The organism is Mariprofundus ferrinatatus (assembly GCF_002795825.1).
GTDB classification, from domain to species: Bacteria; Pseudomonadota; Zetaproteobacteria; order Mariprofundales; family Mariprofundaceae; genus Mariprofundus; species Mariprofundus ferrinatatus.
This window is the reverse complement of record NZ_CP018800.1, coordinates 2,173,543-2,196,464: the sequence shown is the minus strand read 5'-3', so window position 1 is coordinate 2,196,464 and position 22,922 is coordinate 2,173,543. Positions and strand designations below refer to the sequence as shown.

22 protein-coding genes and 1 tRNA gene are annotated in these 22,922 nt (G+C 58.3%); 18 read left to right on the top strand and 5 right to left on the bottom strand.

Translation table 11 applies throughout. The features are described 5' to 3' along the window. Positions 1-212 precede the first annotated feature (212 nt). From Ga0123462_RS10780 to Ga0123462_RS10765, 4 genes are all read left to right on the top strand, one after another. Entirely contained in the window at positions 213-1,427 is a 1,215-nt protein-coding gene (locus Ga0123462_RS10780; RefSeq protein WP_100266303.1) for a hypothetical protein, read from the top strand. A 125-nt stretch (positions 1,428-1,552) separates the two neighbouring features. After that, positions 1,553-2,155, top strand: coding sequence for a hypothetical protein (locus Ga0123462_RS10775; RefSeq protein WP_157821341.1), 603 nt, complete (start codon positions 1,553-1,555; stop codon positions 2,153-2,155). Between the two features lie 99 nt (positions 2,156-2,254). Continuing rightward, positions 2,255-2,944, top strand: a complete 690-nt coding sequence (locus Ga0123462_RS10770) for a hypothetical protein (RefSeq protein ID WP_100266301.1) — start codon at positions 2,255-2,257, stop codon at positions 2,942-2,944. Next, the gene (locus tag Ga0123462_RS10765) at positions 2,941-3,558 is read left to right on the top strand and encodes a hypothetical protein (RefSeq protein ID WP_100266300.1); all 618 of its coding nucleotides are present in this window, start codon (positions 2,941-2,943) and stop codon (positions 3,556-3,558) included. Before Ga0123462_RS10770 ends, Ga0123462_RS10765 begins: the two co-directional genes overlap by 4 nt. 50 nt (positions 3,559-3,608) lie before the next feature. On the opposite strand, the gene trpC is transcribed toward Ga0123462_RS10765, so the two are convergent. The 4 genes from trpC to trpE are packed head-to-tail and all read right to left on the bottom strand — an operon-like array spanning position 3,609 to position 7,453. Then, on the bottom strand, positions 3,609-4,397 hold the full coding sequence (gene trpC / locus Ga0123462_RS10760; RefSeq protein WP_100266299.1) for an indole-3-glycerol phosphate synthase TrpC: 789 nt from the start codon (positions 4,395-4,397) through the stop codon (positions 3,609-3,611). Beyond that, positions 4,394-5,422: an anthranilate phosphoribosyltransferase gene (trpD, locus tag Ga0123462_RS10755; protein ID WP_100266298.1), complete on the bottom strand. Its 1,029-nt coding sequence runs from the start codon at positions 5,420-5,422 to the stop codon at positions 4,394-4,396. Before trpD ends, trpC begins: the two co-directional genes overlap by 4 nt. 37 nt (positions 5,423-5,459) lie before the next feature. Continuing rightward, a complete protein-coding gene (locus Ga0123462_RS10750; protein WP_100266297.1) occupies positions 5,460-6,026 on the bottom strand; it encodes an anthranilate synthase component II in 567 nt (188 codons plus the stop codon). Continuing rightward, on the bottom strand, positions 6,023-7,453 hold the full coding sequence (gene trpE / locus Ga0123462_RS10745) for an anthranilate synthase component I (protein WP_100266296.1): 1,431 nt from the start codon (positions 7,451-7,453) through the stop codon (positions 6,023-6,025). The genes Ga0123462_RS10750 and trpE overlap by 4 nt, the downstream gene beginning before the upstream one ends. A gap of 62 nt (positions 7,454-7,515) precedes the next feature. Between trpE and Ga0123462_RS10740 the strand changes: the two genes are divergently transcribed. The 3 genes from Ga0123462_RS10740 to smc all read left to right on the top strand — a co-directional run bounded on the left by Ga0123462_RS10740 (position 7,516) and on the right by smc (position 12,114). Further along, a tRNA-Ala gene (locus Ga0123462_RS10740) sits at positions 7,516-7,591 on the top strand. 226 nt (positions 7,592-7,817) lie between these two features. Further along, a complete protein-coding gene (locus Ga0123462_RS10735; RefSeq protein WP_100266295.1) occupies positions 7,818-8,510 on the top strand; it encodes an ABC transporter permease in 693 nt (230 codons plus the stop codon). A 130-nt stretch (positions 8,511-8,640) separates the two neighbouring features. Next, positions 8,641-12,114 carry a chromosome segregation protein SMC gene (gene smc, locus Ga0123462_RS10730; protein ID WP_100266294.1) on the top strand — a complete coding sequence of 1,158 codons (3,474 nt, stop codon included), beginning with the start codon at positions 8,641-8,643 and terminating at the stop codon, positions 12,112-12,114. A gap of 47 nt (positions 12,115-12,161) precedes the next feature. On the opposite strand, the gene Ga0123462_RS10725 is transcribed toward smc, so the two are convergent. Continuing rightward, positions 12,162-13,334 (bottom strand): HDOD domain-containing protein, encoded by a 1,173-nt coding sequence (locus Ga0123462_RS10725; protein ID WP_100266293.1) that lies wholly within the window; start codon positions 13,332-13,334, stop codon positions 12,162-12,164. A gap of 43 nt (positions 13,335-13,377) precedes the next feature. Between Ga0123462_RS10725 and miaB the strand changes: the two genes are divergently transcribed. From miaB to Ga0123462_RS10670, 11 genes are all read left to right on the top strand, one after another. Then, positions 13,378-14,736 (top strand): tRNA (N6-isopentenyl adenosine(37)-C2)-methylthiotransferase MiaB, encoded by a 1,359-nt coding sequence (miaB, locus tag Ga0123462_RS10720; protein WP_100266600.1) that lies wholly within the window; start codon positions 13,378-13,380, stop codon positions 14,734-14,736. Between the two features lie 18 nt (positions 14,737-14,754). Then, on the top strand, positions 14,755-15,699 hold the full coding sequence (locus tag Ga0123462_RS10715) for a PhoH family protein (protein ID WP_100266292.1): 945 nt from the start codon (positions 14,755-14,757) through the stop codon (positions 15,697-15,699). Further along, entirely contained in the window at positions 15,696-16,181 is a 486-nt protein-coding gene (ybeY, locus tag Ga0123462_RS10710) for an rRNA maturation RNase YbeY (RefSeq protein ID WP_100266291.1), read from the top strand. The genes Ga0123462_RS10715 and ybeY overlap by 4 nt, the downstream gene beginning before the upstream one ends. Then, positions 16,178-17,020: a hemolysin family protein gene (locus Ga0123462_RS10705; RefSeq protein WP_100266290.1), complete on the top strand. Its 843-nt coding sequence runs from the start codon at positions 16,178-16,180 to the stop codon at positions 17,018-17,020. Before ybeY ends, Ga0123462_RS10705 begins: the two co-directional genes overlap by 4 nt. Further along, positions 17,013-18,470, top strand: a complete 1,458-nt coding sequence (lnt, locus tag Ga0123462_RS10700; protein WP_232726451.1) for an apolipoprotein N-acyltransferase — start codon at positions 17,013-17,015, stop codon at positions 18,468-18,470. Before Ga0123462_RS10705 ends, lnt begins: the two co-directional genes overlap by 8 nt. Further along, the gene (locus tag Ga0123462_RS10695; protein WP_100266289.1) at positions 18,467-19,456 is read left to right on the top strand and encodes an NAD(P)H-dependent glycerol-3-phosphate dehydrogenase; all 990 of its coding nucleotides are present in this window, start codon (positions 18,467-18,469) and stop codon (positions 19,454-19,456) included. The genes lnt and Ga0123462_RS10695 overlap by 4 nt, the downstream gene beginning before the upstream one ends. Continuing rightward, positions 19,457-19,981: a Smr/MutS family protein gene (locus tag Ga0123462_RS10690; protein ID WP_100266288.1), complete on the top strand. Its 525-nt coding sequence runs from the start codon at positions 19,457-19,459 to the stop codon at positions 19,979-19,981. Between the two features lie 67 nt (positions 19,982-20,048). Continuing rightward, positions 20,049-20,456: a DUF2782 domain-containing protein gene (locus Ga0123462_RS10685; protein ID WP_232726450.1), complete on the top strand. Its 408-nt coding sequence runs from the start codon at positions 20,049-20,051 to the stop codon at positions 20,454-20,456. A 3-nt stretch (positions 20,457-20,459) separates the two neighbouring features. Next, entirely contained in the window at positions 20,460-21,083 is a 624-nt protein-coding gene (locus Ga0123462_RS10680) for a thiamine phosphate synthase (RefSeq protein WP_100266286.1), read from the top strand. Between the two features lie 3 nt (positions 21,084-21,086). Beyond that, positions 21,087-21,581, top strand: coding sequence for a SixA phosphatase family protein (locus tag Ga0123462_RS10675; protein WP_100266285.1), 495 nt, complete (start codon positions 21,087-21,089; stop codon positions 21,579-21,581). 75 nt (positions 21,582-21,656) lie between these two features. Continuing rightward, positions 21,657-22,919, top strand: a complete 1,263-nt coding sequence (locus tag Ga0123462_RS10670) for a TAXI family TRAP transporter solute-binding subunit (RefSeq protein WP_100266284.1) — start codon at positions 21,657-21,659, stop codon at positions 22,917-22,919. Positions 22,920-22,922 lie beyond the last annotated feature (3 nt).

The window sequence follows — 22,922 nt, the reverse complement described above, 5'->3', positions numbered from 1 at the left end:
CCTTGCTTTCCGTGGGTTGATTTTACAGGTCAAATGCCGGCATGTGTCATTTTAACACACACCAGATGTGTCTTGTTGACCCAGTGATGCGGGTCACGCAAAGTTCGCATCGTCCACCCGTGGGGACGAGTGCTGAAGCGCTTGGAACGAGGGGCGGGTAATGATTTGCACTGGCTCCACGGAGTCAAATAACTTTTACGAGGATATTAAACATGAAGAAGATGCTTCTTTCTGCTGCTGCCTTCGCTGTTGTTGCTGTTTCTGCTGTTGCAGTTGCTCCAACCACTTCTGAAGCAATTCCGGCGTTTGCACGCCAGACCGGCGCTGCCTGCTTGGCATGCCACCACCTGAGCTTCCCTGCTCTTAACGCTTTCGGTGCTGCTTTTAAAGCTGGCGCTCTGACTGACGTTGGCGAACAGGCTCTGGTTGAAGACGATCACCTGTCAATCACCTCTTCTGTGAACATGACTCTGGTTCTGCGTCCAAACTTCACTTCTGTTAGCACCGCTGCTGGTACTACCAAGACTGCTGCAATCACTGCTGACCAGGTAGTTATCGTAGGTGGCCGTGTTGGCACCAATACCGGTACTTTCGTTGAGATCGCATTCGGCGGCCCAACTGCTACTGGCGGCTTCGGCAACTTCAAGCTGACCCACTCTGTAGATATGGCTGGCGGTAAAGCTGGTGTCTCTATCTTCAACTCTGGCTTCGGCGAGACTTATGCTTACGAAGTAGGTTCTACTTTCGGTCAGCACGGCGGTATGCTGAGCGGTAAAGGCCTGTCTGCTAACAACAACCTGAGCATCGGCACCGGTGGTGCTGGTTTCTTCTACGGCAACGAGCTGGTTCATGCTAACCTGTCTCTGGTCACTACCAGTTCTGCTCTGGGCGTAACCAACAGCTGGAAGCTGGCTCCTGTTGCACGTCTGTTCCTGACTCCTGAAGTTGCCGGCATGCGCGCTGGTATCGGTTTCGGCATCAACTCAGGCAAGACCGGTAACGCTAACACTCTGAACGCACTGGTTGGCGCTCCTGTAGGCACTAATGCTGACATGAAGAAGTGGTTCATCGACGGTCAGCTGCAGGGCGAGATCGGCGACATCGGCATCGGTTTCTATGCTGACTACGCTCACGCTGCTGCATCTACTGCAACAAACGTAAACGTTTACAACACTTCAACTTCTGCTATGAAGGGTTACTCTGCACGTATCGAAGTTAAGCCTACCCACAACATCATCGTTGGTGGTGGTATTGGCCAGCTGAAGAACGCTGCGTCTAAGACTGCTCAGTGGCAGGTTGCTGCAGAGTACGAGATCTACCAGAACTTCGTAGTTGCTCTGATCTACAACAACAGCAAGACCACTCCTACCGGTGGTGTTGGTGCTACTACCAAGACTACTGTACTGGACATCGAAGCACTGCTGTAATAGCGGCTTCCTTACCAGGAAATGTCTTAGAGAGGAGGGCTTCGGCCCTCCTCTTTTTTTTGCGCGAAAAAACTGCGAGACGCCATGCTTGACCTAATGCTTGTCAGGGGATGGAATCGCGCTCCATGAAAAATATCATTCGCCCCCTTCTTTTAATCGCTCTGCTTATCTCCCTGACTGGCTGTGACAGCATGCCCAAACTGTTCTGGAGTACTGATGAAGGCACTGGCCGGCCCGATTACAGATCGGGTGGTGATGTTCCTCTCGATGTGCCCCCGGTGCTGACCGAAACAGCCAGTTCGGATACAAGCCAGATGCCGGATGGCTACAGTCAGGCCGTCGCAGGTAAGGCGGTAGCAGTTCATGCACGACAATACAATGCAGATGCCCGTCACCTCTTCTCAGCCGTAGAGAAGGCTATGCTTTCATTGAATATTCCCGTTACATCCTCTGATCTTCAGGGCGGCGTTGTAATTTCGGAGTGGATTAAAAAGGTGCTGGAAAGTCCCGGTTTGTTGGCTGGTCTGACTGGGGATTCCTCACCGCGCGCAACGCGACACCGGTATATTGTCCGAGTCTTCCGCCTTGAGGGTGAACAACAGAAGAGCAGGCTTGAAGTGCGAACGCTTCATCAGGAGTACAGGGGTCACTGGGTCAACTCCAGAAACCATGATACGGACGATGTGAATCTGTTCGGAGAGATTGAGCGTCAGTTGGCTCTTTTGTAGGGCTTAATTCTCTGCCGGTAGCATGGGTCGGATGGACTGCCTGTTTTGATCAGGCAAACTGAGCTTGACCCAGGGCCGGTGAATGGATGGAATCCGCCTATGAAACATACCGTTCACTACCTTCTTCTGTTAATCACGATCATCTCGTTATCAGCCTGCAGCAGCGTGCCCAAGATGTTCTGGGATAGCGATGACAATGGCGGCTCAGGTGAGGCTTTCCGTGCGCCGCTTAATCTCCCCCCTGAACTAACAGGAGAACTTAATCTTCCGGCAGTGGATGAAAAGGCGACTCTGACTGCTGCGGCAGCCCCGCTGCCTGAAAAGTATGATGTGATCGTTGCGAAAGCAGGTAAAAAGGTAGCCCTGAATGCCCGGCTTTACGATGTTACGGCAGGCCAGCTTCTCTCATCTGCCTTGGATGCAATGACTCAGATGAACCTTCCGGTTAATTCAGTTGACTCGCCAAGCGGCATCATTACCACTGACTGGGTCAGAAAGGGCGATTCAGCACTTTCCGATTCAATTCTCGGGTCAATTGGAATGAGCAGAATCAATGTTGTTCGTTATCGCTTTATTGTGCGTGTATTCCGCCTTAACGAGGGTGGCATTCATCGCAGCCGGGTCGAAGTGCATCTGCTTACGCAGGCATACCAGAATGGCCATTGGCTGAATAAACGAAGCCTCTCAGACAGGAGTGATGAATTGTTTGCCGCTATCGAGGAGCAGGTGGCGAGAATTCCGCCTGCCAGAGAAGCGCCTGCTGAAGCGGCCAGGAGTATTGAACCATGATGAATCCGATGCGAATTGCTTTGATCGCCTCACTTGCCTTGGCGCTCTCTGCCTGCGGTGGAATGCCGAAGCTGTTTTGGGAGGCCGATGGCGGCCAGGGTGCTCAGCAGGATTCAGATCTGCAGGGTGAAGCTTCACATGCGCAAACGGCAGCATCTCCGGAATCTCGTTCCGGCTATGTGATGCCTGTGGCCGGAGTGGTGGGGAGTAAGGCTGGAGCTATGCCTGAGGCCTATAAGGGTATGCTGGCCGGAAGGGCTGTTACCCTGGATGCGCGTACTTTCAATGCACAGCCCGGCAGGGTGCTTTCATCTGTAGTGGATGCTATGTTCTCGCTGAATATTCCGGTTGATGTTGTCGATTCACCCAACGGCATTATCACCTCGGACTGGGTTCGCGAGGGTGAAAATGATCCGACCTTCCAGCCCTCTATAATAGGGTTTACCCGTCATAGCTTTGTGGTGCGCGTGGTTGCGGAAAGTGAAGGCAGTAGCATGCTGGAAGTACATACCATTGGTCAGGAGTATGTAAGCAGCCAGTGGGAGGATCGGCCATTAAAACGCAAGGTGTCTGAGGAGCTGTTTTCCGCTGTCGATGAACTGCTGAAGCGTTAATTCACTCCCTGTTTCAGCCCCAATTGGGACAATACAGTTTCACTTAAAGATTATACGGCAATGAGTTCAGCCAGTGCTCTGCCCGGATCGGGCTGGCGCATCAGTGACTCCCCAACAAGGAAGCCGTAAACAGCGTTATCATTCATCAGCCGGATATCTTCCGGTGTGAAGATGCCGGACTCGGTAATCACCGTTCTCTCATCGTCGATCTCTGCAAGCAGCGAGAGGGTCGTATCAAGGCTTGTTTCGAAGGTGTGCAGGTTGCGGTTATTGATGCCGATCAGCTGCGTATCGAGTTTAAGGGCCCGTTCAAGCTCCTCCGCATTATGCACCTCAGGCAATACAGACAGTCCCAGCTCATTGGCGCATGCAGTCAGTTCAGCAGCCAGCGTATCATCAACCATGGCAAGGATGACAAGGATTGCATCTGCGCCCATCGCACGCGCCTCTGCGATCTGATAGGTATCGAGCATGAAATCCTTGCGCAGGATCGGGAGGCCGACAGCAGCGCGAATCATGCGGACATATTCATCCGCACCCTGAAAATATTTCACATCGGTGAGCACCGACAGGCAGGTTGCCCCGCCGCTTTCGTAGCTTCTGGCAATAGAAACCGGATCGAAATCGGCGCGGATAATCCCCTTGGAGGGGCTCGCCTTCTTCACTTCGGCAATGACGGCGTTCTCTCTGGCTGCAGTCCGGTTATGCAGTGCAGCGGCAAAATCGAGCGGGGTCTTCGCCTTGCCCTGCAGCAGCAGCTCCGCTTCGGAGAGGCTCTGCTTGCATGTCGCTACCCAGCCGCGTTTATATTCGGCAATCTCATTAAGGATCGAGCTCATGCCGCGCTCCGGGTGAACGCAACAAGTTTGTTGAGTGTTGCAGTGACGCGACCTGAATCAATGGCGTCTGCGGCCATGCTGATGCCGTCACCGATTCCGTTTACCTTGCCTGCCACCCAGAGGGCAGCAGCAGCATTAAGCAGTACGATATCGCGACCGGCGCCTTTCTGGCCTGCAAAGATATGTTTCAGGATCTCGGCATTGGTGGCTGCATCGTCACCTGCAAGTGCGGCAGGTGTGGCATAGGGCATGCCGAAGGCGGCGGGATCGATCTCGAAGCGGATCGGCTCCTCACCCGCCTCGATAAGGATCGCATCGGTAATGTCGGTCGTGGTGATCTCATCGAGTCCATCGCGGCCATGCACAACCAGCGCCCGCTTGCTGCCCAGCTGGCCAAGTGCGCCGGCCACCAGTTCCAGTTTGTCGGCGCCGTAAACGCCCAGAACCTGATACTCGGCACCGGCCGGGTTGGTCAGGGGCCCGAGAAGGTTGAAGATGGTGCGTACGCCGAGCTCACGCCGTACAGGCCCTGCATGTTTCATGGCCGGATGCAGCTGCTGGGCGAAGAGAAAGCCGATGCCGGTTTCATCGATGCATTCGGCCACCTTTTCTGGGGTAATGTTCAGGTTGACGCCAAGCGCTTCCAGCACATCCGCCGCACCGGATTTGGAGGACATGGCACGGTTGCCATGCTTGGCAACCGGCACACCGCAGGCTGCGACAACCATCGATACGGCGGTGGAGATGTTGAATGTTTTGGCACCATCGCCGCCCGTGCCACAGGTATCAACCAGTCCGGTCGCGTTCGGTGTGATCTTAGTGGAGGCGGCACGCATCGCTTTCGCAGCTCCGGCCACGACCTCGGGCGTTTCACCGCGGATGGAGAGTCCCATCAATACTGCAGCAATCTGAGCTGGCGAGGCAGCGCCGGCCATGATCTCGGTAAACACCAGTTCGGCAAGCCTGCCGCAGATCTTTTCACCGCTCTGCAGCTGGCTGATCATTCGTGCCACGCCTTCACTCATTGCATTCTCCAGGCTGTTGCCCTCTGCGCCAGAGGCATCATGCCTTCACCGCAAGAAAGTTCTTCAGCATCGTATGCCCATGCTCTGTGAGGATGGACTCCGGATGAAACTGCACGCCGAAAGTAGGGTGATCGCGGTGGCGCAACCCCATCAGCTCCCCCTCTTTTGTCCAGGCCGTTTTAACCAGGCAGTCGGGCAGAGGCTCCGGCACGATCAGCGAGTGGTAGCGGGTGGCAATAAACGGTGATGGCACGCCCTTGAATATCCCCTCGCCGTCATGTTCGATCGGGCTTGTTTTGCCGTGCATCAGTCTTGGCGCACGAATCACCCGGCCGCCGAACACGGCGGAAATCGACTGGTGGCCGAGGCAGACGCCGAGAATCGGGATGGTGCCTGAGAAGCGGCGGATTACATCCATGGAGATGCCTGCATCATATGGGGTGCAGGGGCCCGGTGAGACCAGGATATGGTCAGGGTTCAGTTCCGAGATCTGATCTGGTGTGATCTTGTCGTTGCGGTAAACCTGCGGGGTTTCACCCAGTTCACCCAGATACTGCACCAGATTGAAGGTGAACGAATCGTAGTTGTCGATAACGAGAATCATGAATCCTTCCTCTGAGCCTCTGCCAGTGCGACGGCACGGAACATCGCGGTTGCCTTGTTCACGCACTCAATATGTTCGCGTTCGGGTACCGAGTCGGCCACGATGCCTGCGCCTGCCTGAATATGGACCTCGCCACCGTGGATTACCGCGGTGCGGATCGCGATGGCGGTATCCAGACGCTCCCCGCCAAAGCCGATGTAGCCGACCGTGCCGGCGTAGGGGCCTCGTGCCACAGGCTCCAGTTCATGGATTATCTCCATGGCGCGCACCTTGGGGGCGCCGGATACCGTGCCGGCAGGGAATGTGGCCGCCAGCAGGTCGAGACTGTCGGCATCACTGCGTATCTTCCCCTCAACCTGCGAAACAATATGCATCACATGGCTATAGCGTTCGATGGTCATCGATTCGGTCAGTGAAACCGAGCCGTATTCGCAGACGCGCCCCAGATCATTGCGGCCCAGATCCACCAGCATGACATGTTCGGCAAGCTCTTTGGCATCGGCGAGCAGGTCGGCCTCCAGCGCTTTGTCCTCAGCAACTGTTTTGCCGCGCGGGCGGGTGCCTGCGATCGGGCGTACCACCGCCTTCTCCATTTCTCGCCGCACCAGAATCTCAGGTGATGAACCGACAAGAATCGTTTCGCCAACAGAGAGGTAGAAGAGGTAGGGCGACGGATTGATGTGGCGTACCGCGCGGTAGATATCAAACGGCGCACACTTCAGCGGCTTGCTGAAGCGTTGTGAGAGCACTACCTGAAAGATATCACCGGCGAGGATATATTCGCGCGCCTTGCTGACAGCTGCCTCAAAATCAGCCTGAGTAGTCTGCGGTGTTGGAGGTTCGGAGCGCGAGGTGTCGGCATCGAGCTTCAGTACATGCGCCATCTCTCCCTCGTAAAGGCTTGCCTCCATGCGGTCCAGGACACTCTCGGCCTCGTCCGCTTCATCTTCGGGGAGACGCACGCAGCAGGTCAGGGTGCCTTTGAGATTGTCGAATACCATGAACCGGTCCACCAGCAGGTAGGCGGACTCGGGGGCGCCAACAGGATCGGGAAGGTCGGCAGGAATATTCTCAAAATGGGACACCAGCTGATAACCGAAATAGCCGACGGCACCACCGGCAAATGGCAGATCATCCTCGGGGATAAATTGCTGGCTTAAGACGGCGTCGTGCAGCCAGTCGAGAATGCCGCCCTGAAATATCTCTTCACTGCCGTCGCGGTATCTCAGATGGGTGGTATCGCCATTGGCGGTGGCCCGGCAGGCGGGATTGATGCCGAGGATGCTGTAACGGCCCCACTGCTCGCCCCCTTCAGCCGACTCAAACAGAAAACAGTCGCCGCGATCCACAAGCCGGGAAAAGACTCCGGGAGGGGTCAGGCAGTCTGCGGAAAGGGTGCGCAGGAACAGGCGAACGGGTGTACTCATGTTGACAAGCCTACCTTGCTGTGGCGAAATGCGCCGCCTTCGCAAAAGATCGCTGAAGGAATGGGGCCATAGCTCAGCTGGGAGAGCGCCACACTGGCAGTGTGGAGGTCAGCGGTTCGATCCCGCTTGGCTCCACCATATTGAAAACCGGGCACGTTGTGTCCGGTTTTTTTATGCCCTGAATTTGCGGGCGCGGGAGCAGGCAGAATCTTCATTGCCGCGAAGGTTATATTTTCTGCAATCACCGGGCTACCCCAATTCGCAGTTCGGTGCGCTCTGCGGCTGCTTCGATTTCCATTGCATAAAAGGCGTTTATCGATTCGAATCGCTATTACGTCGAAGGTGGAGGCTGGCAGGAGAGCGAATGAGTTTTGATGCAGGATTGACGGATACGCTGATCAAGCTGTTTGCAGCATGGATGCTGATTGCCGGAGCCGCCTACTGGGCCAACCGCGAGGGGTTCGGCCTCTCCCGGCGCATGCTGATTGCGTCGGGTCGCGGCCTGCTGCAGCTACTGGCTCTGGCCTTCGTATTGCACTGGGTCTTCGATATCCAGTCGCATCTGGCACAGGCGGCGCTGATAGCGGGCTTTTGCATCATGGGCGGACATAACAGCGCCTCGCATTACGATGGCGCATTGGGCACATGGCTGGCGTGCGCAGCCGGGCTTGCCTGCGCATGCCTGCTGACGCTGCCTTGGCTGGCGCTTTCCGGAGCCATATCCAGTGAGACGCGTACGCTGGTTCCCTTGGGGAGCATGGTTGCGGCAAATGGCATGAACGCAATCTCGATCATGATTGAACGGTTGAAGTCGGGCAGCCAGATCGGCGATGGTGTGAAAACCGCAATGATCCCGACGATCGATACCCTGCGCGTGGTGGGGCTTGTGCACATGCCGGGTATTTTTGTCGGTATGCTGCTGGCCGGTGCTGCTGCATTCGATGCTGCAGTTGCCCAGCTGACCGTGCTTTACATGGTCGTCACCTCGAGCTTTGCCGCCTGCCTTGTCAGTTTTCTGCTGATGAATCACCTGAACAAGGCGAAGGCAGGGCAGTAACAACGCTGTTGCGACAGGCGAAAAAACAGCACTGCTTCATCTTGAAATAGATCACTGTTCCTGCGACTCTCTGCCTTATGAGAAGGGAGAGGGGATCCGTACCCGTTAAGACATTGCAGGTGATTTTCAGATGCGGCTGAAGCGGATCGAACTGGCCGGCTTTAAATCGTTTGTCGATCCGACCAGGATCGATCTGGATCTCGGCATTACCGCCATTGTCGGGCCTAACGGTTGCGGCAAATCCAACATCGTTGACGCACTGCGCTGGGTGCTGGGTGAACACTCAGCCAAACATCTGCGCGGCGGTGTGATGGATGACCTGATCTTCCAGGGCTCCGATACCCGTTCGCCCGTGGCCGTTTGCGATGTGGAACTCACCTTTGCCATTGAAAGGGGGGCTCTGGCGACGCCTTACCATGAACTCGAAGAGATCACCATTCGCCGCCGCCTGACCCGCGAGGGCGGCTCCGACGCCTTTATCAACGGCAAGATGGTGCGCATGAAGGATGTTGTCGATCTCTTCCTTGATACCGGCATCTCGACGCGCGCTTACGCCATCGTAGAGCAGGGCTCGATAGCCCGTATGGTGACCGCGAAGCCCGAGGAGCGGCGTGTCATTTTTGAAGAGGCGGCCGGCGTAATGAAATATCGCTCCCGTCGCAAAGAGGCCGAGCGCCGCATGAAGGATACGCAGCAGAACCTTGACCGTGTGCTTGATCTGCTGGAAGAGGTACGAACCCAGTGCCGCAGCCTCAAGCAGCAGGCAGGACGCGCCGAACGTTTCAAGAAGCTGCAGGAGGAGTTCACGCATCTGCAGTCGGTCAGCCTGGGGCTGCGTTACCGTCATTTGAGAGCCGGGTTTGAGGAGACCGAGAAGCGGCTTGCGAAGGCGAGAACGGCGGAAGCAGAAGCATCAAAACTGTTGGCCGCGACAGAGAAGGCGGTCTCCGAAGCACGCGAGAAGGTGATTGGGCATGAGAGCGAGGCGCAGGCGTCGCAGGACCAGCTCAGGGTTGCCGAACGCCGTCGCTCTGACCTGCAGCAGCAGGCCGAACGCGTGGCGGGTGACCGGCGTCTGCTGAGCGAAAGAAAGAGCGCGCTGACCGGACGAATTGATGAGGCAAACCAGTACCTCAGCCGTATTGGTGAAGAGCTTGCAGGGGCAGAGCAGCGTTTGAGCGAACAGGATGACTCTGAACTGCAGTCGCTGAAAACATTGGCTGAGAAAGGTGTCGAGCAGGCACAGCTGCATTTCCAGCAGCAGGGAGTACAGCGCGATGCCAGGCTCTCCGAGTTTGAGCGGCTCAGGCACAGTGGCGAGCAGGCAAAACAGCAGCGGGATAAGGCCGCGGCAGCACTGCTCAGGCTGAGCGAGAGGGAAGAGCGGTTTGCTTCCCAGCTCGCCGAGATAGAGCTGCAGATCGGCAGCAACACGGAAGCGGTGAAGGAGTCAGAGAGGCTCCTGGCCAGCAGTGAGCAGCTCTACCGCAACGCCGAGCAGCAGCTTGTTACGGCCCAGAGCGAGTTGGATCGCAGTCGCAGTGACCGTGAAGCAGCAGCCCGGGAGCTGGCTGAACAGGAAGCTGTCGTGCGCGAACTTAAAGGCACCGTGCAGGAGTTGCGCGGACGCACAAAAAACCAGGATGTTTCCGATGAGCTGCGCGACGGATTGAGGGCGCAGGGCGCTGTATGGGTCGATGAGTCGCTGAATGTGCCCGAAGGCCTTGAAGCCGCCGTGGCTGCAGCACTGCGCGGCCGCTCTGCCGATGCGCGTATTCCGGTCAATCCTGATCTCACCAGCTGGAAAGGGCTGTTCGGTCGCGTCGCGGAGGCACCTGTAGCCCTGTTTGCCGGCAACAGCTCGAAAGCAAAGCCGGCGGTATCAGAGTCGCTGGCAACCGCGATCGGCCTGGATGCGGGGCATACGCTCTATGACCTTTTTGCGCCGATTGCGCTGGTGGAAGACATCACCGAGGCCTTCGGCAGCAGTGAGAGTTGCGTAAGTCGTGATGGCTGGCGTCTGGAACCGGAGGGTTGGCTGGTTCCGCCGGCGGGAAACCGTACGGCAAACCGACTGGCCACGCAGCGGAAACTGCGTGATGCCGAAAGCAAACTTGATCGGGCTGAAGCACGCCTTGTCTCCGTATCCGAAACCTTTGCCAATGCGGAAAGCCGCCTGGAGCTGCAGCAGAAGAGCTGGCAGCAGGCGCATGTTGAGGTTACCCGGGCCGAAGGCGACTGGCACAAGTCCCAGTCCGGACTCTCGCACGCCAAAGCGGAGCAGATTTCACTCAATGAACGGCGGCAGCGACTGCAATCCGATATTCATGAGGCGAGCGGTGAGCGCGAACACTGGCAACAGCAGCTGGATCAGGCTGGCGGTGTTGATCAGGAGGAGCTGGAGAAGGCCCGTCACAGGCTGAGCGAGCAGAACGATGCTGTTGCCCGGGCCGAGCAGGCGCTGAACCAGGCGCGAACGGGACTGTCGCAGGCTGAACAGTCACTCGCCCTCTTCGCACAGGCACAGGATAATATTCACCGGGAGTGCACACGGCTTCAGCAGGAGCAGTCGCGCCTGAACAGTCAGGTGGAAACCGATAGTGAGCGTCTTCGTCAGGCCGAGGCTGAGTTGTCGAGAGTGCGTGCGGACAGTGACCTCGATCAGCACCTTGCCTCCGCAGCAGCAGAGGTTGAGAAGATGCACCAGGCGATGAACGCTATCCGGCAGCGAGGCCATGAACTGCAACAGGCTCAGCATGAGTGCGAGAGAGCGGAACGTCAGGCACGCCAGCAGCTGCATCTGGCTTCCGGGCAGCGTCAGTCGGTCGAACTTTCCGAGGCGCAGGATGCGACCCGCTTACAGGACCTGGAAGGGGAGATTGAGAGCCGCTGCCAGGTCTCTGCAGCGACACTGCTCAAGCGGATTGATGCCATGGAAGGGATCGATGATGCCGAGGCGATTATTGAACGCACCCATGAACTGGGCGACAGGCTGGAGCGTTTCGGGCCGGTGAATCTTCTGGCCATCGATGAGTTTGAACAGGCGAGCGAACGTGAACTGTTCCTCTCTGAACAGGCGGCGGATCTGGAGTCGAGCCTGACGACACTCTCCGATACGATTTCCCGTATCGACCGCACGACAAAGCAGCGTTTTCGTGAAGTGTTTGATCAGACCAATGCCTACTTCAAGCAGACCTTCCCGCAGCTCTTCGGTGGCGGACGGGCAGAGTTGCGTCTGGACTCCGACGATGTGCTGACAGCGGGTGTTGAGGTGATTGCACAGCCGCCGGGCAAGCGGCTGCAGGATGTTACGCTTCTCTCAGGCGGGGAGAAGGCGCTGACGGCCGTGGCGCTGGTATTCTCGATTTTCAAGATCAAGCCGGCACCGTTCTGCGTGCTTGATGAGGTAGATGCACCGCTTGATGATGCCAATGTCGGGCGTTTCGGCGAGATGGTGCGCGAGCTCTCCGACCGCGTTCAGTTCCTCTCCATTTCGCATAACAAGATCACCATGCAGCAGGCCGACCGCCTGATCGGCGTCTCAATGCCCGAGCCTGGTGTATCCAAGATTGTCGCTGTCGATATGGCTTCCGTGCCTCACTAGGCGTTGCCCGGATCGGGGAGCGATTCCCGTTTCTTGGAAATTCAACCTCAGGAGAAGAGTTCGGGCATAATCTGTCTGGTGCGGGCCATCTCTCTCTCGATCAGTCGATAGGTCTCCTCATTATTGAGCGGTATTTGAAGTTCAGATGCAATAAAGCGATCGTTGATGGCTGCATAGGTGCAGCCCTGAGGCGTCCAGATAAGCCTGCCCATATTCTCCTCTCCAGCTGCAGTGAAATGCCGGAGTATGATGTGTGCCAGACTTACCGCGACCATGCCGTGGCGCAGCCCTATAGGGATTGCAGAGGCCGGCAGGCTGGAGGCGTGGTGATGGTATGAGATATACTGTCGTACCTGTTTCGGCAGCCGCCAGTGCAGGGCAAGCGAAATGCCGGCATCGATATGGGTGTATCCGAGTATTTTATGCTCTGCCCAGAGCGTCTCCTCCCCTGACGCGATCGCTTTTTTCAGTGCCGCCAGTTTGTCATCGCTCTCAATATAGAGAATGGCAAGCTTGCCGATATCGTGGAGCATGCCCATCAGGCTTGCATCATGGAGGGAAAGGCGGTGACACGGCGCGACCAGGATGCGGGTGAGCGATGAGATGACCTGGCTGTGCATCCATATTTGGTGAACCTGAAATCGATTCTCTTCACCTTTTTCGAGCTTCGGCGCAACTGTCTGGAAGATGATATTGCTTGTCGCATCGAGGCCCAGTCGCGCAATCGCCAGAGGCATATTTGTGATCTCGGGGCTGGCCGGGCTCCTGTAGGCTGATGAGTTGCATACCATGAGAACCTTGGCGGAGAGTACCGGATCCTTGGCGATGCACGCCCCCAATTCCGTGGCCGAGGCTTCAGGTTTATCCAGAATCTGCTGGATCTGATGCCAGATCTCAGGCATGGGTGGAATGTCGTGAATCTTTGCGCGCAGACGATTCAGGGTATTGCCATGCAGGCCTGGAGGCGAGATCAGATCATAGACATCTGCCGGGGGATTGGCGGTGGCGCGAAGGCTCCTGAGAATGGCGGCGATAGAGGCATCAGCATCCGCCTGTCCGGCGGTGCCCTGATCCGGCGCTGCTTCTTTGGCAGCGGAGGGCAAACGCTTGTTTCTGGTGCCGGCAGAAAGGAGTCGTGAAAAAAAGTCGCCAAGCAGTGGCATGATGGTCTCCGGTAAGTCGATAGTGAGGTTCAATGCGACAAGCAAAAGATGCGCCATTAAGTTGCCTGCACTTGACCGCCACTCTAGCCTGCGCCGCCTGATGAAAACCGAGACGAAAAAAATCGAAAGCCTGGACACGCTGTTTATCAGGACCTACGGCTGCCAGATGAACGAGTACGACTCCGGGCGCATGGCCGACATGATGAAGCAGGCCTATGGCCTGAGGCTGGTCCCTACGCCCGATCAGGCCGATGTCATCCTGATGAACACCTGCTCGGTACGCGAAAAGGCGGAGGAGAAGGTCTACTCCGAACTCGGCCGTTACAAGAAGCTGAAGGAGAAGCGCCCCGACATGATTATCGGTGTCGGCGGCTGTGTCGGTCAGCAGGAGGGTGAACGCATCCAGCAGAGGGCACCCTATGTCGATGTGGTCTTCGGTCCGCAGACCTATCACCGTCTTCCTGAGATGATCAAGGAGATCCGTCGTGACCGCGTCTGCCTGACCGAGATCGATATGCCGGAGATCGAAAAGTTTGACCATCTGCCGAAAGCGGAGAGCCACGGTGTCTCAGGATATGTCACGATCATGGAGGGGTGCGACAAGTTCTGCACCTTCTGCGTGGTTCCCTATACGCGAGGCCCCGAAATATCGCGCCCGGTGGATGATATCATCGAGGAGTGCAGGCAGCTGCTGGACGGCGGAGCGGTGGAGATCAATCTGCTCGGCCAGAATGTGAACGCCTACCGTGGTGACGGACCGGATGGCGAGGAGTGGGATTTCACCATGCTGCTCTACGCTGTAGCCGAGCTTGACGGGCTGAAGCGACTGCGTTTTACAACCAGCCATCCGATGGAGATGACCAGCGAACTGTGTGTCGCTTTTGCCGAGATTCCGCAGCTGATGCCGTACCTGCACCTGCCGGTGCAGAGCGGATCGGATCGCATGCTGAAAATGATGCATCGCGGCCATGACCGTGAAACCTATTTCCGCATTATCGAGGAGCTTCGCAGTCACTGCCCCGATATCGCGCTCTCCTCCGATTTCATTGTCGGTTATCCGGGCGAAAGCGAAGAGGATTTCGAGGCGACACTCGATCTGGTGCGCAGGGTGGTGTTTGATTCCGCTTACTGTTTCAAATATTCACCGCGTCCCGGCACGCCGGCCGCAAAGTCCGAGGACAGTGTATCCGAGGATGTGAAGGATATCCGGCTGCAGCGGCTGCTGGCGCTGATGCGTGAGCAGGCCAGAGAGGGGATGCAGCGCCAGGTCGGCAAAATCATTGATGTGCTGGTCGAGAAAGAGGGGCGCAATCCCGGTGATATGGCAGGGCGCACGCCCGACTTCCGGATTGTCCACTTCAAGGGGCAGATGCGGCAGATCGGCCAGATCATGCCGATGCGGATCATCGAGGCCTACGGCCAGTCGCTGCGCGGAGAGTTGATCATCACCGATGGTTAGAGGCATGATTACCCTGCTATGACAATTTCCCTGCGCCTTGAGGCGCCAGATTCACTCTCCCTGCAGAGCCTGTGCGGCGCAGGTAACCGCATTCTGAACAGGGTGGAGCAGTTCTATCAGGTCCGTTTCCACGGCCAGCCCGGCGAGTGGGAGATCGACGGCGCGCGTGCCGGGGCCGCGCGTGATGCCATGCTGCGCCTTGCCGCCTGTGCCGCATCCCGTCCGGGGGAACTCAGCGATGTCGATATCGAAGGGGCGCTGAAGGACGATGCCGGAAATGCTCCCGAGACAGCAGGGCAGGGGCTGCTGATTGCAGGGCGCCGCCATGTCGGCGGCAAAACCCCGAATCAGAGAAGTTATCTCAAATCAATCCAGAAACATACGCTGACGCTTGCAGTCGGTCCGGCCGGATCGGGCAAAACCTATCTGGCGGTGGCCGCCGCCGTGGCCGCACTCAACAGCAATCGTGTCGAACGCATCATTCTGACCCGCCCGGCCGTTGAGGCGGGTGAGCGGCTCGGCTTTTTGCCAGGCGACCTGCAGCAGAAGGTCGACCCCTATCTCAGGCCGCTATTCGATGCGCTGGCCGACATGCTGGGTGTCGAGAAGATGAATGCGATGCTCGAGCAGGGACGCATCGAGGTGGCGCCGCTTGCCTATATGCGCGGCCGTACCCTCAACGATGCTTTTATCATTCTCGATGAGGCGCAGAATACCACCCGCGAGCAGATGAAGATGTTCCTCACCCGACTCGGCTTCGGTTCGATGATGGTGGTCACCGGCGACGTCACCCAGATCGACCTGCCGAAGCATCAGCAGAGCGGACTGCTGCATGCCCTGCAGGTGCTGGAGCATGTCAAAGATATCGGCATCTGCCGAATGAGCGGACGCGATGTGGTGCGTCACCAGCTGGTTGAGCAGATCGTCAACGCCTATGAAGGGCTGGAGAAGAGAGAGAAGTGATCGAGATCGTCGTAGATGAAGAGATCGAAGCGCGTTTCACTCCGCCTGCCCGGATTGAAGAGGCGGTAGCCGCCGCATGCCGGGCGGCCGGTTTTCAGGGTTCTGAGCCGGAGCTCTGCATCCGCTTTGCCACAGACGATGCTGTGAAGGCGCTGAATGAAGCATGGCGGAAGAGGGAGGGGGTTACCGATGTGCTCTCCTTTCCGATGCAGGAAGGTCCGGATTTCGATCTCGGTGAGTCGCTTGGCGATATCGCTCTTGCCGTTCCTTTTATTGCAACTGAGGCTGCGCGACTCGGCCTGCCGGAGCAGGATCATGCCCTGCATCTGATTGTACATGCCACACTGCACCTGCTCGGCTTTGATCATATCAATGATGATGATGCCGACACGATGCAGGCGATTGAGAGAGAAGCGATGAACAGGCTTGGCCTGCACGACCCCTACCCGTTTGACGTTGAAGAAAACCCGGAGAAGTTATGAGTTCCACCCAGCAGAAATGGCTGCACAAAATAAGAGAGACCCTGATTGAACAGCTGCGACCGGGACGCGATGAAGGTGAGCTGCTTGCCGTACTCGGGCGTGCCGAGGCGGTGCAGTCGGACGAGCTTCGCAGCATGCTTGAGCAGGTGGTTGCTTTCAGCGATACCCGTGTGCGAGAGGTGATGGTGCCGCGCTCTGATATTCACGCCGTCACCGTGGAGGCGTCGCTTAGCGAGGTGGAGAGCTGTCTGGTCGAGCATGGTGTTACCCGCCTGCCGGTCATGGCGGCGGATATCGACCATGTACTCGGCGTGGTCCAGATACAGGATGTGCTGGCGGCCAGGGTTCGTGGCGAGAGCCCTGCACTGACAGAGATACTGCGCCCCTGCCTGCGTGTGCTGGAGATGGAGCAGGTCTCAGGCCTTCTGGAAGAGATGCGCGATCAATCCTGCCATATCGCCATGGTGCTTGATGAGTACGGCGGCACGGCAGGGCTGGTGACGCTTTCCGACCTGCTGGATGAGATTGTCGGCGAGATCGGGGAAGAGGGTGATGATGAGGATACCGAGTGCCAGTCTCTGCCCGATGGCAGCTACCTGGTTCTGGCCCTGATGCATGTCGAGGATCTCGGCAAGGAGCTCGGAGTTCAGTTGCCGCAGGGGGATTACGATACCGTCGGTGGCTGGCTGACCTCCAGGCTGGCACGAATTCCGAAGGTCGGAGAGGTGGTCAGGCTGGATGGTTTTCAGGTGCATGTTCTGGAGGCTGAGCCGCGACGCATCATCAAGGTTCGCATGATGCGTCTGCAGGATATCAAGCAAGTCGCTGCCGGTGACTGACCGGAAACTGCGCATGCTGCTGGCACTGGCCCTGGGCGGGCTGATGCCATTTGCCTTTTCACCCTACGATTATGCCTGGCTGGCCATTCCTGCGCTGGCTGGATTTCTCTGGCTGATCTGCCAGGGCATGCCGTTTCGGATCGGTTATGCGTTCGGTTTCGGCTGGTTCGGTCTCGGCGCCTGGTGGCTGGCACCAACCCTTCACACGTATGGTCACCTTCCATGGGTGGTGGCCGGCTTCTGCGTTATTCTGGTCGGCGCTGTCATGGCGCTGCTGCCTGCACTCTGGGCATGGATTACGGCAAAGTCGGGCGGAAGGTCACACTGGATTATGGTCACCTTTCCCATCGCTGCCGTAGGAGAAGAGTGGCTTCGTGGCCATATCTTCACTGGCCTGCCATGGACCGCGCTCGGCAACCTGATGCTCGATACGCCGGCGATCGGCTGGGCGTCATGGTTCGGTGTATACGGTCTTGCACTGATTCCCTCTTTTCTTGCCGCTTCACTGCTGCTGGTTGTTACCCATGAGGAGAAACGGTGGGGCGCTGCAGGCGTTGTACTGGTTGCGCTGCTGATGCTTGCAGCCCCCGAGCCGTTTGAAAGCAGTGACAGGGTACAGCATCGTGCCGGCCTGATTCAGGGGAATATTCCTCAGGACAAGAAGTGGGATGCTTCGTTTCTGAATGAGACGATGAACCGTTATGCCGATCTCTCCGCTAAAGTAGCGGATGAGAGCGATGTTATCATCTGGCCTGAGGCGGCCATACCCTTCTTTCTCGAGCGGGCGCCGCAGTGGAACCTCTGGCTCAGTGACCGCATCAACTGGTGGCGTACGCCTCTACTCTTCGGCGGGCTGAAGCTGACCGGCAAGGATACGGCCAATAACGGCCTCTTCGCCGAGGATCCGGCCCTCGACTACCGTGAATTTGCAGGCAAGCAGCATCTGGTTCCATTCGGCGAATATGTGCCGTCGTGGGTGCCGTTTCTGCGCACGCTGGTGCCGGAGATCGCCAATTTCGAGCCTGCCGAGGATTCCGGCGTGGTTGAACTGCGGGGCATCCGATACGGTGCCCTGATCTGCTACGAATCGCTCTTTCCTGAACAGTCACGCCAGCGTGTGAATGCCGGCGCCGGGGTTCTGGTCAATGTCACCAACGATGCATGGTATGGCACCTCACCCGCGGCATGGCAGCATTTTCAGGCGGCGCGCATGCGTGCGGTGGAGACAGGACGCTATGTGCTGCGTGTGGCCAATACCGGTGTTACAGCCATCATCGGGCCTGACGGCAGGGTGATGAAGAGTCTTCCATGGTGGAGCGAATCGGCACTGACAGGCGAGTTCTCCTCTTCCGATGCGATCACGCCCTATGTGAAGCGGGGTGATGCTCCTTTGCTGATCCTTCTGGTTTTGATAGTAATTCCTCTGTTTGTGAGGAAGGAGAGCATATGAGCAGGCAGCAGGTTTGTGTATTGGGAGCAGGCTCGTGGGGAACGGCGCTGGCGCTGGTGCTGGCGCGAAGCGGGGCGCGCGATGTATGGCTGGTTGCCAGGGATGAGGCACAGGTGGCCGAAATTGCCGCGATTCGTGAAAACAGCCGTTACCTGCCGGGCATCCATCTGCCCGACAATATCCGTATTACGGCCGATATGGCGCATGCCATTGCAGGTATTGATGCCTGTGTCTATGCCCTGCCCTGCATCGCAGTCGATGATTACCTTCCGCAGCTCGCCGAAGGCGATTTCCCTGTTATTGCCGCCTGCAAGGGGCTGCATCCCGAGACGCTTACCCGAAGCGATGAGATGCTGGCAAAATATATCGCCAAAGATCGCATAGCCCTGCTGTCCGGCCCCTCATTTGCACTTGAGGTGGCGAAGGGTCAGCCGACAGCGATCACCATGGCGGCTGAGAATCTGGAGCTGGCCGCTGCAGCTGCTGCCTTTTTTGACGATACCAATTTCCGCATCTATCTCAGCGATGATCTGATCGGCGTCGCCATGGGCGGTGCGCTGAAGAACGTCATCGCCATTGCCGCAGGCATGGCGGACGGACTCGGTTTCGGCCACAACTCGGTTGCAGCCGCGGTGACCCGTGGCCTGGCCGAGATGGCCCGCCTTACCGTCGCCTGTGGCGGAGAGACCGAGACGCTGATGGGGCTCTCCGGCCTCGGGGACCTGGTGCTGACCTGCACCGGCGAGCTGTCGCGTAATCGTCAGTTCGGTATCGCCATAGCCAGAGGCCAGAGCTGTGAGGCGGCGATTGAGCAGGTCGGTCAGGTGGTCGAAGGTGTGCGTACAGCCCGGGCTGCAAACCAGCTGGCCCTGAAGCTGAATGTCGAGTTGCCGCTGATGCAGAGCGTGCACCGCGTAGTGAGCGGCGAGCTCGGTATCCATGATGCCGTGGCAGCGCTGATGGCGAGGCCGGAGCGACCTGAATAGATGGCGGATGAGGATGAACTGTTTGCCGAAGCGATGGGCAGGGTTCAGCCGCTTGCCGCTTCAAAAAAGATTGAGCCGGAATCCCTGAAGTCGGGAAGAAAGAGGCCGCGGCTCAAGCCTGTCCGCACGGCAAAACTGGTGATCTCCCCTGCATCCCACGCCCCCGCCACAACCGATGATCCCTGGCAGCTCGTTGCCGATGGCGTATCCCGGGAGCGACTGAGGCGGCTGGCTTCGGGGCATCTGCCGGTCGAGTTTACGCTTGATCTGCACGGCGTAACACGCGATGAGGCGCTGCTGCTGCTGGCGGGATCGCTCGAAGCGATGCTGACAGAGGGCAGGCGGGTGGCCCGCATTATTCACGGGCGAGGCCTGCACTCGCAGGGCAAACCGGTCCTGAAAGAGGCGGTTTACCGCTGGTTGCGTGAGGGCCCCCTGGCACATGCGGTGCTGGCGGCGGTGGCGGAGCCGGGCAGCGGCGGTGGCGCCTGCCTTCTGCTGTTGCGCAAGGTGGCGCATAAGTGATCCGTGGCAACAGCTCCGGAATGTAAAAAGTGCTGTGCGAATGCGTTGCTGTTGCTATAGTAGCTGCATGATGATGCGATACCTCCTCCTGCCTGTTTCACTCTTTCTGATGCTCTCTTCCAGCGCTCTGGCTGAAGAGCATGATGTTCCGCCCCCGCCGGACTCCAGTGCGGCTGAGAGTACGCCTCCTGCTGAAAATACGGGCCTGCAGGAGAGCGCTCCGAACCTGCAGGACGAGCTGGCGGCGCCTGACAGTGATGTGGCTGTCGATGTGCGCTCCTATCAGCGAAACGATGGCGCAACCATCACCGAGTATGCGGTGCACGGGCGCGTATATAAGATCAAGGTGCAGCCTGCCGGCGATCTTCCTGCCTACTATCTCTATGATCCGAACGGTGATGGCAACTTCGAGCAGCGCCTTCCCGGTGGCGGCAAGCGGCTCTCTGTGCCGAACTGGGTGTTGAAAGAGTTCTGATCCGTGCGGGCTGATATCCCGTCCCTTATTCTGATTACAGACTGTAACCGCTTTCCGGAAGATCACCTCCTTGAGGCGGTGGAGCCGGCGCTAAAGGGCGGTGTTGATGCCGTTCTGCTGCGGGAAAAGGGGCTCAGCTCCGCAAAGCTGCTGGCGCTGGCATCAGGACTGCGTGCAGCAACTGCGGCACACGGGGCAAGGCTCTACATCCATACGCAGGCCGATATTGCCGGCGCAGTGGGAGCCGACGGCGTCCATGTGGCGAGCGGCGATATCGGAAATATCCCGGCCATCCGGCGCTGGCTGAACGATCCGCAGAAAACCGTCTCCGCCTCCTGCCACAATGAACAGGAGTTGAAGCTGGCCGGGGATAACGGCGCTGATTTCATCTTGCTGTCGCCGGTCTTCCCTACACTGAGCCATCCGGATGCGCCGCATCTCGGGGTGAAGCGCTTCAATGCGCTGGCAGCGCAGAGCACCTTACCGGTGGTCGCACTCGGCGGCATCGACACAGGCAATTGCCTCGAACTGAAAGGGCACAGCATGGCAGTTATCGGTGCCATTCTTGCAGCAGGGGATCCGGCCGCTGCGGCCCGCACGCTCACAGCCGCTGCCCGGGAGGAGTAAACCATGAAACAGCTGATTCTGATCCGCCATGCCAAATCGAGCTGGGATGATCTGGCAGCCCGCGATTTCGATCGCGACCTGAGCGGCAGGGGCCTGCGCGATGCACCAGAGATGGGGCGCAGGCTTGCCGAACGCGGCCTTGTTCCGGATGCGCTGGTGATCAGCGCATCGCGCCGGACAAGGGCGACGGCAGCGCTGCTGGTCGAACCGCTGGGGCTGCCTGATGAGGCGATCGAGGCGAGAAACGAGCTCTACCTGGCAAGCCCCGACACCATGCTGAAGCTGATCCGGCACACCCCCGACCATATCGGACGACTGGCAATGCTGGCGCACAATCCGGGCATTACCGAGCTCGCCAACCGGCTGTCGGAGTCCCGGATCGATAACATTCCCACCTGCGGGGTGGCCATCTTTGAACTGCCGGTTGATTCGTGGCGCGATGCGGGACGCGGAGGGCGTCTTCTCGATTTCGATTATCCGAAACGGCAGCAGCGATAAGGAGAACAGACCCCTCTGTAATGACCTGAAAAACAGAGGGATGCAGTTTTCCGGCGCTTCCCTAGAATTCCGCGCATGAGCCTTGGCGATCGAATCAAAACATTTACCCCTGCACTGCTGCTGGTGCTGGCAGGCTTCGTCGTGGCCTACCAGTTTGTTGATCCCGCTCCGCCAACCACGCTGACCCTCTCGGCTGGCAGCAAGGGGGGCGCCTATTATGCCCATGGCGAGGCCTATCGTGATTACCTGAAACAGCACGGTATCACCGTCACGCTGCTGGAGTCGGGCGGCTCGCTGGAGAACCTGGCGCGCCTGAAGGCGGGCAAGGCGGACCTGGCGTTTGTGCAGAGCGGTATCGCCACCGATGCGGATCAAGGCATAGAGTCGCTCGGCAGCATCTATTATGAGCCGCTCTGGCTGTTTCTCCGCAACGGTGTGCAGATCGCATCTCTTGGAGAGTTGAAAGGCAAATCGATTGCCATCGGCGGCGATGGCAGCGGTACGCAGGTGCTGGCGCAACAGCTGCTCGCGGCCAACGGTATCGATGCAGCCAATGCTAAACTCATGGCAAGCGGCGGGGATGCTGCGGCCGATGCGCTGCTGGCTGGCCGGATTGATGCACTCTTCCTGGTTGCATCGGAAAAGGCCGATACGGTGCAAAGGCTTAACGGCAGCCCTTCCGTGCAGCTGTTCAGCTTCGAGCGCGCCGAGGCCTACACCCGCCGTTTTGAAACCCTTTCGGCGCTGACACTACCCGAGGGGTCACTTGATCTGGCGGCCGACCTGCCATCTGACGATCTCCTGCTCCTTGCCGCCACAGCAACGCTGCTGGTCAATGCCGATCTGCACCCGGCACTGCAGGATCTGCTGCTGCAGGCGGCGGCCGGGATACACGGCGGCCGCACCCTCTTCTCTGCGGCCGGCGACTTCCCTAGCCCGCGCTACTCCGGCATGCCCTTAAGCCGCGAGGCGGAACGCTTTTACAAGTCAGGCCCCTCATTCCTGCAGCGCTATCTGCCGTTCTGGGCGGCCACGCTGGTGGATCGCCTGAAGGTGATGCTGCTCCCCTTTATCGCACTCCTGTTGCCGCTGTTCAAGGTGATGCCGCCGCTCTACCGCTGGCGGGTACGCTCGCGCATCTACCGCTGGTATGAGGAGCTTAACCGCATTGATGAAGCGCTCGGCAACGGCTTCGACCAGGCACTGCTTGACGATCTCGACCGCATCGATCGCGAGATCAGGAAGGTGCATGTGCCGCTCTCCTACTCCGATGAGCTCTATAACCTGCGCATGCATCTCTCGCTGATCCGCAAGTCGGTCAAGCGGGCAAAAGGATAATTG